Origin of the sequence: Amycolatopsis sp. cg5, assembly GCF_041346955.1 — a bacterium.
Taxonomy (GTDB): domain Bacteria; phylum Actinomycetota; class Actinomycetes; order Mycobacteriales; family Pseudonocardiaceae; genus Amycolatopsis.
On record NZ_CP166849.1, the window covers coordinates 7999992 to 8011257 of the forward strand.

Consider the following 11266-nt stretch of genomic DNA (forward strand, 5'->3'; position numbering starts at 1 on the left):
ATCTGGGTCTACGGAAAGTCGACATTACGCACAGCAGCAGTGAACGCAGGTTCACCGACCACAAACGGCATCGTGGATCAGAGACCGCAGGGCTACACACCTAGTAGAGTCAGCGGGACTGGCCATGGTCGCCGAATACGTCGAGAAGTTTGTCGCCCCTAGGGAATTCCTGCAGGGCGGCTGGACCGAAGTATGGCGTGACAACGGTCCCGAATTACCACTCCGACGCATCGCAGATGACCTCGACATAGCAGCGCTGTGAGCAGAGTCGCAGCACTGCTATGCCGTTGCGATCGGCGTCTAAACACTGAAGCGAACGAATACCGTCGAAGGCCAGGGGTCGTGAGTGTTCCGGCCGATTCCAACTGGCGCTGCGGAGCCCCGCCCAATCTGAGGGCGACAAGAGAGCCACCGACCGTGTCTCATGAACTCCGGGCCGTGACCTTCTATCAAAGCCCCGCGTCGCCAGAGGGCCTGGAAATTTTGCGCCCCCTGCTGTCCAACGCAGCGAGGGTCGCGTCGCAGTCACTGCGACCTCCAAGCAACATTAAGCTCCTGGCGCCAGCGACCGCTCGCCACTAGGCTTGTTGATCCCTTCGTCGCACCCGCAACAGCCCGAGCCCTCCACGTCGTACAGCAGCCCAAGGAGAACGGTACCCCTTTCATGAGCGCAGGTGACGCGGCGCAAGCGCCGGACTCAAGACTTGCCGAGCTCGCCAGCACCTCACGTAACTTCGGGTTCCTACACGATCATCTGCCGCTGCTCGTTGCGTACGGCTCGGGTGCCGAAGCCAATGTCTTCACCGACCCGAACACTTCGCTGATCAAGTGCCGACAGTTCGGTGAGGCACTCGCTTCCGACCTGGTGCACCGGGGCCGTGTCCAGTTCACCGGAAGCAAACAGGTCGAGCGCCTGGCGGCCCTCGACAGGGAAGGGTATTTGCACGGCAACGTAGGACCTGCATTCCACGAGGTCCGCGTTCTCGGTAACAAGGCAAACCACGACAATTACGGCAACTACGACGATGCCTTCCGAGCCCTACGGACTTGTCATCGGCTCGGCGTCTGGTACCACCGCCTGATCACCGGGTCCCGCGAACAGCGCACGTTTGTGCCACCAGACCCCGCACGCACCCCGGCCGCGCAGAACATCGCCCTGCGTGCGCAAGTGGAGGAGACCCGACGCGCGCTGGAAGAAGCCCGCCTGACGTATGAGGGTCAGGCCTCCCAGACTCAGGCAGAACAGGCAGCCCGCCTCACGGCGGAAAGGGAACTCGCGGACGCAGCAGCGGAGCGCGAGGAACTCACCCGCCAGGTTACGGCCTTGCAAGACCAGCTCGCGGCGCTCCAGCAGGCCCAGTCCGCGGTCGACGCCCGACTACTCCGTGAGCAGGTCACCGACCCCACTGCCGCGTCCCAGGCGGTGGCCGAGCGTGCCCGTCTCTTGGAAAACGCAGAGCAGGCGGCCCGCGAGCCTTTGACCGAGGCACAGGTACGTACCCGTCTCGACGAGATGCTCACCGAAGCGGGCTGGAGCGTCCAGGACGCCAGCGGCAGCCTCAACCTGTATGTGCAGGGGGACCGTCGTGGCAGCGGTGTCGCCGTCCGCGAGACGACTACCGCCACCGGCCGCGCCGACTACGCCCTGTACGTGGAGCGCAAGCTCGTTGGAGTAATCGAAGCCAAGCGTGAGGGCGCCGACCTGACAGCCGCCGAGGCCCAGGCAGACCGGTATGCTGACCACCCCACCGAGGCACAACAACGTCTGATTGCCTGGCGCACCCCGCTGCCATTCCGCTATGTATCGGACGGTGGCGAGACCCGCTGCCGCAACACTCTCGATCCCGACTCGCGCAGCAGGCGAATCTTCTCCTTCCACCAGCCCCGCACCCTGTCCCGCTGGATCCGGCAGGCCGAACAGGACCCTCAGGCACCCTCATACCGCGCCCGTCTACGCCTGCGTATGCCCGAGCTGGACGAGCGCCCCCTGCGGCCTGCCCAGATCAAGGCGGTGCGCGGCGTGGAGCAGTCCGTGGCGCTGAGCAAGGGTCAGCAGGGCACGGGCCAGTCCCGGTCCCTCGTACAGATGGCGACGGGCGCCGGCAAGACATACACAGCGGTCACCTTCTCTTATCGGATGCTCAAGTACGCGCAGGCCGAGCGGGTCCTATTTTTGGTGGACCGGAACAATCTGGGCGCTCAGGCGCAGAACGAGTTCGAGAACTTCACGACGCCCGACACGAACCGTACCTTCGCCGACCTGTTCAACGTTCAGCGCCTGGGCGCCGAGGGCATGAACCCCTCCGCAAAGGTCGTCGTCTCCACGGTGCAGCGCATGTACATGGAGCTGACGGGCACGACCGTCCCCGCCACGCAAGGCGAAGATGGGGAGGAGGAGTATGCATACGACGTGGCGGGCGACATCCGCGTCGGCTACAACCCCAGCATCCCCCCTGAGTCGTTCGACCTGATCGTCGTGGATGAGTGCCACCGCTCCATCTACGGCAAGTGGCGTTCAGTTCTGGAGTATTTCGACGCGCCCGTAGTCGGCCTCACCGCTACACCCGTCGCGCAGACCTTCGGCTACTTCAATGGCAACCTGGTCAGCGAGTACACCTATCCGGAGGCGGTCGCCGACGGCGTCAACGTCGACTTCCAGGTGTACGAAATCCTGACGCAGATAACGGGTGAGGGCGGCGTCATCGCGCGCGGCACCATTCCGGTCCGCGACCGCCGCACCCGCCGCCAGCGCTACGAGGACTTCGACGAGGACATCTCCTACGGAGCGACTGACGTCGGCGTCGGCGTGATCAGCAAGGACCAGCTACGAACTGTCATCCTTACCTTCCGCGAGCGCCTGTTCACCGAGATCTTTCCTTGTCGCGCCAGGCGCGACAAGGAGAACGACGAACTGCTGTGGGACGAGATGTATGTCCCCAAAACGCTCGTCTTCGCTAAGAACGACAATCACGCCGAGGAGATCGTCGAGGTCATTCGCGATGTCTTCGGCAAGGGCAACGACTTCTGTACGAAGATCACGCACGCGGCGAAGAAGCCTGCGGAACGACTCTCCGACTTCCGCAACCTACCGCAGCTGCGCATCGCCGTCACTGTGGACATGATCGCCACGGGCACCGACGTCAAGCCCCTCGAATGCTTGCTCTTCCTGCGAGACGTCAAGAGCTGGGCCTACTTCGAGCAGATGAAGGGCCGCGGCGCCCGCACCCTCTCCCTGACTGAGTTCGAGCGCGTCACCCCAGGCGTCGGTCCGAAGACGCATTTCGTCATCGTCGACGCGGTCGGCGTAACACAGAAGCCAAAGGTGGACGCCGGCCCACTGGAGCAGCACACGGAGAAGGACCTCAGCCTTGAGAAGCTCCTTCGCCTGACCGCCCGAGGTGTCGCGGAGGATAGTCACGTCTCGACCCTGGCCTCGCGTCTGGCCAAACTCGACCTCCAGATGACCGACGAAGAGCACGCCGAGATCGAGGCGCTCACCGGCGGCGTGCCGCTTAAGCACATCCTGCACCAGATGGTTGACGCCGTTTCGATCGACGAGCAGGCCAAAACCCGCGAGGCCGCCGAACGCCTCGGTCTCGACCCCGACCAGGCATTGCGAGACGTGACTGAACGAGCACTACGCCCGTTGGCCTCGAACCCCGAGCTCCGCAACCGCCTGCTGGAGATGCGCCGCGCGAAGGACATTCTTTACGACGAGACAAGCCGCGACGCTCTGCTGTCGGCCGGCGCCGTCCTGGAGGACGAGTCGACGGCACGCGAGGTCGTCCGCGGCTGGCAGCTGTATGTCAACGAGCACCAGGACGAGATGGCAGCCCTCTCCTTCGCCTTCACGGCCGACTCACCCGTACCGCCCCGAGAGGCTCTGCAGCGCCTGAAAGACCTGGCGCGGGCCGTGGCACGTCCGCCGCGAGCCTGGACGGCGGAGAAGCTGTGGCGCTGCTACGAGCAGGTGGGCGAGGCCGTAGCGGCGAACCGGTCCGCCGCCCGAACCGCCGCTGACCTGCTGACTCTGCTTCGGTACGAACTGGCGGGCGGCGCGGACGAAGGCGTCGCCCTGCCGCGCCCGCACGACGAGGCCGTACAGGGGCGGTACGTAGCCTGGCTGGCCCGGCAAGCACAGGCTGGCGTGACCTTCACCGACACCGAACGCTGGTGGCTCGACCACATCGTCGGTGCGACGGTCGAACGTGTACGCTTCGATACGGCCGACCTCGACTACGCTCCGTTCACAAAGAGGAACGGCACGGACGGATTCCTCGCGGAGTTCGGCGAGGAGCGAGCGGAAGCGATCCTCGACGAGCTGGACAGGGAGCTGGGCGCGTGACACTGGGGCTGGGTGCGGATTCCGGTGACAGCCGGAAGGAGCTTCCAGGTGGAGGCGCCGGGGAGCTGCCTCGGGGGTGGGCTCGAGTTACGCTAGGCGACCTCGGAGTCGACGTCCAGCCAGGTTTCGCGAGCGGCAAGCACAATCGTGACGGTGACGGCATCGTGCACCTTCGGCCGATGAACATCACGCGTAACGGTGCGATCGACCTGTCCGACGTCCGATATGTGGATGACGAGTCGGATCGACGAATCGAGTACGGGGACGTTCTCTTCAACAACACCAACAGCCCGGCACTGGTAGGAAAGACAGCTTGGGTCGACTCGCTCGAGCCAGTTGCTTACTCGAATCACATGACGAGGTTGCGCGGCCCGAATGCTCTTGACGGAAAGTTCCTGGCAATTCAGCTCCACTATCTCTGGGCTTCCGGATACTTCAAGACCGTACTCAATAACCACGTCAATCAGGCAAGTGTATCCAGAAAAGTATTGCTTGATACGGAGATCATGGTTCCCCCGCTTGCCGAGCAGCGCCGGATCGTTGTACAGGTTGAACAGCAGATCAACCACATCGAGGCCGGCGAAGATGCACTGATCGAGGCAACCAGGCGGGCATCAGACCTCCGCTCCAGCATCGCCGATACCACCATATCTCAACACTCCAACGCCCCTTGGGAACGCTTGCAGGACCTCCTAAGCGAACCCCTGCGCAATGGCGTGTCAGCCAAGGCGACAACCGACGGAACGGGCATTCGAACACTCACTCTTACCGCAGTCACGCGAAACGATTTCAGCTCACAATTCACCAAAACCACAAGCGCAGATCCAAATCGAATTAAGAATCTCTGGCTCGAAGATCAGGACATTTTCGTTCAGCGTTCCAACTCCGCCGAACTTGTCGGCACGTCCGCAATTTACCGCGGCGAGAACAATTGGGCGATTTATCCTGATCTTCTCATTCGCGTGCGCGTTGACCAGACTCGAGTACTGCCCGAGTACGCCGCCTTGGCCTTGCGCACAAACCGGATCCGTTTTCACTTCCGTCAAAATGCGCGCGGCCTTTCCGGTTCTATGCCGAAGATTGATCAAGCGATGATCGCGAATGTCGATTTCCCGGTGCCTTCACTTCGCCAACAACGTGAGGCAATCGAGTGGGTGATGCGACAGGAAGCTGCCATAGCCCCACTGGCAGCATCGGTCGGCGAGGCTCAGACCGAGAGCACGGAACTCCGCGCTGCCCTCCTCAACGCCGCCTTCAGCGGCAGCCTCGTCCCGCAATCCCCCTCCGACGAGCCAGCCTCAGCCCTGCTCGACCGCATCCGTGCCGCTCGGGAGGCATCTCATATGCGTGACTCCCGCAAGCCGCGCTCCGCCCCGTCTGGCCAGGAAGAACTCTTCCAATGAGCACCACTTTGACCCTCATGAACAACGCCACCGTTCCAGTGACTCGCCGCTCTGCCGGGGAGACGACCTCAACGCTCGTGAACCGGCTCTGGTCGTACTGTGAGTTGCTACGCCACTCCGGCGTTTCCACCCTCGACTACGTCGAGCAGCTGACGTACCTGCTCTTCTTGAAGATGGCGGACGAACGCGCCAATCGACCAGCCAAGTTCCGCCGTAACTTGCCGGAGGAGCCGCTCGTCCCGCAGGGTCTGGACTGGCCGAGTCTCACCAGCCGCTCGGCCGAGGACCTCTTGGACCACTACGAGCACGTCCTACGGCAGCTCGGCCGCAAGGGCGGAACGATGCTCGGTGAGGTCTTCACCAAGGCGCAGAACAAGATCCACGAGCCCGCCGTCCTAGAACGGCTCATCAAGGACCTGATCGACCCCTATATCTGGACCCGCGAGAACCAGGACCTCAAGGGCGACGCCTACGAGGGCTTGCTCCAGCGTGGCGCCGAGGACCGAAAGACGGGCGCTGGCCAATACTTCACACCTCGCCCGCTCATCGACGCCATGGTCGACTGCTTGCAGCCGCGCCCCGGCGAGTCGATCACCGACCCCGCCTGCGGCACCGGCGGCTTCCTCATCGCCGCGCATGCCCACATCGTCGAGCGCTACGAAGAACAGCTGTACGGCGACGATGCACGCAAGCTCCAGACAGGTGCCATCACCGGCTACGAACTGGTCCGGGAGACGGCCCGGCTAGCCCTGATGAACATGCTGCTGCACGGCATCGGCACGTCCGAGGCCCGCCCGCTGATCACCATCCAGGACTCTTTGGCAAAGTCGCCGCACAAGTTCTACGACATCGTGCTGGCCAACCCGCCGTTCGGCGTCGGCTCGGTCACAGGCGAGGCGTACACCTCTCGCAAGGACTTCTGGACGCAGACCACGAACAAGCAGCTCAACTTCGTCCAGCACATCTACACCCTGCTGAAGACGAACGGCCGGGCCGCCCTGGTCCTACCCGACAACGTGCTGTTCGAGGGCGGTGCGGGCGCGGAGATCCGCCGTCGTCTGCTGGACCTCACCGACGTCCACACGCTGCTGCGCCTGCCCACCGGCATCTTCTACGCCAATGGCGTCAAGGCGAACGTTCTGTTCTTCAACAAGCGCCCTCCACGCTCCGGGGGCAAACCGGCGACTAAGCAACTCTGGGTATATGACTTTCGTACCGACCAGAGATTTACGCTCAAGCAACGTGCCCTGCGTCGCGAGCACCTCGACGAGTTCGTCGCCGCCTTCCATTCCGGTGGTGCGAACTACTCGGCCCGAAAGCCAAGTGAGCGCTTCCGCTCTTACGGGTACGATGAGCTGATCGCCCGTGACAAGGTGAACCTCGACTTGACAGTGCTTCAGTCGTCCACTTCAACTGCCACGCTCGCACCTCCAGAGGTGATCGCGCAGGAGATCGTGGAGGACTTGGAGACGGCTTTGGCCGAATTCACCGCGGTGGCACAGGCGTTGAAGAAGGCCGCGAGTACCAGGGCTTCCGAGGTCGGCACGACAGACAACGGCACAACCCAGGAGCGGTAAACCTGGCCTGGAACGAGAGGCGTGCCCCTCTATCTTTTAGTGTAGAGATAGGCGGCCCGTCTGGGACTTCACAGAAGGACTTGGGGGAGACATGGTCAACGGGCTCGGCCGAGACAACGGGGCGATGGCAACAGGAGGCATAACAGAAGAGAGCCGCTGGAAGGGCGAGGCAATAGCCGAGCGATTCTGGAAGTTCTACCGCGAAGGAATCAATACCCGCGCCATCACCCGCCTCCAGTTCGTGGAGCATGTCGGTTACCTGCTGTTCCTCAAACTGGACCACGAGCGCGCCCAGCGCTCAGGCCGGTTCGCGCATTCGCCCGTCGCGCCCGGCGATACTTGGCCGGATCTGGCTCTGCTCAGCGGTGACGCCCTGCACACTCGCCTCGCCGATCTCATGGATGATCTCGGCAACCAAAACCTCACTGGCCGCCCTGACCGGCAGATCGCAAGTGTCGTCTTTCGCGACGCCCAACTCTGGGGGCTCGACCGGATGGCCGAGCTCAACAAGCTGATCGTGGAGCAGATCGACCCCTTCCGCTGGCTCGCGGTCCCCCAGGCTGAGTTGGGCGGCGCCTTCTCGCAGATGCTGCGCGACTGTCACGACGACATCGACCTGAAGATCGAGACCGGGCAGACCCTCACCCCCCTCCCGGTCCTGAATGCGATCACCAAAGTGCTTGGCGTGGGCCCTGAGGACATCGTCATAGATCCTGCGTGCGGCACGGGCACGACGCTTATCGCCGCATACAACGCCATGCTCGCCGCGAACCGCCAGCTGACCTCGACCGCCCTCGCGGGCGCCGACCTCGACGCGCAGATGTGTCGGCTGAGCATGCTGAACATCCTGCTGCACACCGGCCGACCGTTCGCCGCCCCTGCTCCGATCCAGCTCGCCGACACTCTCAAGCGCAAGGTCCCCGTGGTTCGGTCGCCAGCCGGAATCGCACCCACCGTGGCCATCTGCAACCCGCCGTTCAAAAGCAATGGTGTACAGCCCGACGCCACCATGCGCGACGACTTCTGGGCATACGGGGATTTCCCCACGAACTTCCTCCAGCACCTGGCGATCACCCTGCCGCAGGGCGCGCGGGCGGCCGTCTTCGTCCCGGACGGAGTGCTGTTCGGCAGCGGCGCGGCTGCTGTCGTACGACAGAACCTGTTGAGGAACTGCGACGTGCAAACCCTCCTCCGCCTACCCACCGGACTGTTCCACCGCAAAGGCGTGAAGTCCAACATTCTCTTCTTCACGAAGTCCGCCCCCAAGCCGAGCGGTGAGCCCGCGACGAAGGACCTATGGGTGTACGACGCCCGGACGGGCAACCATCACACCGACACCGGAAACCCGGTCACCGAGGCCGACTTCGATGACTTCGTCGCCTCCTGTCTCGTGGAAGGGGGCTTCGCCGCACGAACCGAGTCGAAGCGTTTTCGCCGCTACTCGGTAGCGGAACTCTTCGCCCGCCCAAAGACAAGCCTCGATTTAAAGGCCCATCTGATGCCGGAACTGGACGTTTTCGGGTCTCCCAGAGAAATCGCCTTCGAGGTGGCGGACCGGCTCGACGAGGCAGCAGACCACTTCCGTCAGGTCGCTGAGGCATTGCCAGGACAGTGAGCAGAATGCGATCACTGCCCTGATCGCGTCCCGCCCATCGCCAATGCGCCAGCCTAGCTGTCCTCCTCGTTCGACTGATCCTCGTCTGCGATGTCCTGCCACAGCCTCTCGGCGATCTCCACCAGCGTCCCGTCGCCCGGAACCATCCACTGCTTGGGACCTTGGACCGCACTCCACTGTTCTTTCCAGTCGGCCGCGTTCCACATCTGGGAGACCAATCCGGTCGGAGAATATCGCTTGCCGTCGGCCTCCCAGAGGATGGGCGTCTTGCGGTCGTTCACCCAGCTCGCCCGGCGCCGACGGGGATCCTCGTCGAGCCACGCACCGATGGCCAGTTCCTCCACAGCGCTGGGGGCGTAGACAAGAGGGGTGCCGTCGCTAATGGCGTCGTGGTCGACGAGCAGGCGAACCGTTTGGGGCCGACGTTGCCGCTTCGGTGCGCTATCCGCCATGAGGGCCTTGAGGTTCATAGGGGAGTCCGGTCCAGTGCCGCGCTGGAGGACGCCCAGGACTGCGGCTACCAGCCGCGCGCAACGCTCTTCGTTGGCAAAGGTGCTGGTGACGTAACTTTTGCCGGTGAAAAGGGTGTCGACCATGGTGATGAGGCAGGAGAGCACGGCACTGACCTGACTGGGCACGCCGGCGAGCACCTCGGTCCACTCCTCGTCCGGCTCGTCGAACCGGTCTCTGCCGATCCGCTGAAACACTAGATGAGCCACCAGCAGGCTCCCACTGTCCACGACGGCGGCCGGACGTCCGATGAACCTCGTCCGTAACTCGGTCAGTTGGTCCCGCACCAGCCTGAAGACCTGCACGGCGCGCCATACCTGCTGAGCTGCAGGCTGCTGACCGAACAGTCTCGTGTAAGCGCCCCCAATGCCTTCCTCCCACAGCGCGTTCGTGGAGCCCTTGACCCGCACGGCAAGTGACGAGTCCCGGTGCATACAGGCCAGGGCTGTGGCCGCCTCCGTAACCGAGCAGCCCGACTCAGGAGCCGGGTCCAGTTCGCCCCGCCGGAAGACGTACTCCTTATCGAGCGAGAGGCGAAAGTCCTTCTGAATCTCGCTCTGAACGGTGTCGATGGCTATGAAATCCCGGCGCTCCATGTGGTTCTGTGTGTTGGTGGCCTTGGTGATGGAACGGCCGAAGCCTTCCGGTGCTCCATCCAGGGAGATGATTCGCACCAGGACGTGAGCTTCCGCGACGGCCTCCGGGTCCCTCTCGTACGCACGGTAGGCCGAGGACACCGTCTGGGCGCCGTTGACCACGCTGGCATTGTGCAGGGTGAGGGTGGTGGGCTGGCCTACCGCTCTCTTGGCGTGGTACTCCTGCTCGACGCGGTCGCACTGCACCGTTATGCCGTTGTGGCGATAGAGGAAGCCTTCCGGGTCCTCCAACATCGACTCCACCATGGTTTGGTTGACGCCGGTAAGTCCCAGCGACTTGCGGACGTTGCGGTCGTATAGACGTTCGCCGTGCCCCTTGTCATGGTCTTCATCCCCGCCCTTGCCCCCGTACCAGCGTGCGAGCTGATCGGCGCTGATCTCACCGATCACCGCCTTGTACGGGTTCTCGCGGCTGTACCACTCGCGGTCCATCGTGGCCTTGAGAGTGATGGGCTGCGGCTCCAGGTCCTCCCGGACTGCCCGGTGGAAATCCTCTTGGTCCAGTACCCGATACTCCACGGTCCGGCCGCGGCCGCCGAACTCGTTGGCCGCCTCGTCCAGGATGTCGCGGGTCTCGGGAGAGAGCTGTCCCTTTCCCATGAGAGCGACGACTAGATTGACCTTGCACGTGGGCAGCCTGAGAACGCCATGTACACGGTCGGCGAGCAGTTGCAGCCGCTCATTGAAGTGGTCAAGATCGCGGTTGTCGAGCTTCTTCAACCCGTAAACCAGCTTGAGTGCCGCCTCCGTGTCGAAGCCAGCCGTCCCCTTGTCCTTCCACTTAGCCTGTATCAGCCAGAGTTCGGATCCTGAGGCGGAAAACGCAACGCAGTCGATACCGAAATCGTCCCGGCCGTCGATCACCCACGCCGCCGCCTCGTCCGAGGTGCAATCCGCAAGGATGCATGCGGCCTTCGCCGAAACGGCCCTCGACAGCAAGGCCGTCTCGCGCTCCTTGGAATCCTTCTTCTCGAAGTCGTCCATGGAGATCCGTCCTGCGAACTCCCGTAGCAGGGCGATTCTGATGTGCTGCACCTCAAGGGGCATCCCCGGTGCGCCCTTAACCATCCGCGCTCCCAATCACCGTTCTTGACTTCAGCGTCAAGGTTATCGAAGCAGAAATAGAGCGTGTCCACCTCGCGCCAGCATCTGGCCGCTCC

The 11266-nt window shown here is 63.4% G+C and carries 5 protein-coding genes; 4 read left to right on the top strand and 1 reads right to left on the bottom strand.

What is annotated here, in order from left to right; genetic code table 11:
• The first annotated feature begins 664 nt into the window (after positions 1 to 664).
• From AB5J62_RS36170 to AB5J62_RS36185, 4 genes are all read left to right on the top strand, one after another.
• Entirely contained in the window at positions 665 to 4345 is a 3681-nt protein-coding gene (locus AB5J62_RS36170; protein WP_370944517.1) for a DEAD/DEAH box helicase family protein, read from the top strand.
• Positions 4342 to 5748: a restriction endonuclease subunit S gene (locus AB5J62_RS36175; protein WP_370944518.1), complete on the top strand. Its 1407-nt coding sequence runs from the start codon at positions 4342 to 4344 to the stop codon at positions 5746 to 5748. Before AB5J62_RS36170 ends, AB5J62_RS36175 begins: the two co-directional genes overlap by 4 nt.
• A gap of 17 nt (positions 5749 to 5765) precedes the next feature.
• Positions 5766 to 7325 carry an N-6 DNA methylase gene (locus tag AB5J62_RS36180; protein WP_370944520.1) on the top strand — a complete coding sequence of 520 codons (1560 nt, stop codon included), beginning with the start codon at positions 5766 to 5768 and terminating at the stop codon, positions 7323 to 7325.
• Positions 7326 to 7416: 91 nt separating this feature from the next.
• The gene (locus AB5J62_RS36185) at positions 7417 to 8940 is read left to right on the top strand and encodes a class I SAM-dependent DNA methyltransferase (RefSeq protein ID WP_370944522.1); all 1524 of its coding nucleotides are present in this window, start codon (positions 7417 to 7419) and stop codon (positions 8938 to 8940) included.
• Between the two features lie 53 nt (positions 8941 to 8993).
• Here the strand turns inward: AB5J62_RS36185 and AB5J62_RS36190 are convergent, their stop codons facing one another.
• Positions 8994 to 11174 carry an AIPR family protein gene (locus tag AB5J62_RS36190; RefSeq protein WP_370944523.1) on the bottom strand — a complete coding sequence of 727 codons (2181 nt, stop codon included), beginning with the start codon at positions 11172 to 11174 and terminating at the stop codon, positions 8994 to 8996.
• Positions 11175 to 11266 lie beyond the last annotated feature (92 nt).

What these genes read in the sequence shown, in the direction of transcription:
- AB5J62_RS36170 (WP_370944517.1), top strand. Translation starts at nt 665, where the DNA reads ATGAGCGCAGGTGACGCGGCGCAAGCGCCGGACTCAAGACTTGCCGAG.
- AB5J62_RS36180 (WP_370944520.1), top strand. Translation starts at nt 5,766, where the DNA reads ATGAACAACGCCACCGTTCCAGTGACTCGCCGCTCTGCCGGGGAGACG.
- AB5J62_RS36185 (WP_370944522.1), top strand. Translation starts at nt 7,417, where the DNA reads ATGGTCAACGGGCTCGGCCGAGACAACGGGGCGATGGCAACAGGAGGC.
- AB5J62_RS36190 (WP_370944523.1), bottom strand. Translation starts at nt 11,174, where the DNA reads ATGGTTAAGGGCGCACCGGGGATGCCCCTTGAGGTGCAGCACATCAGA.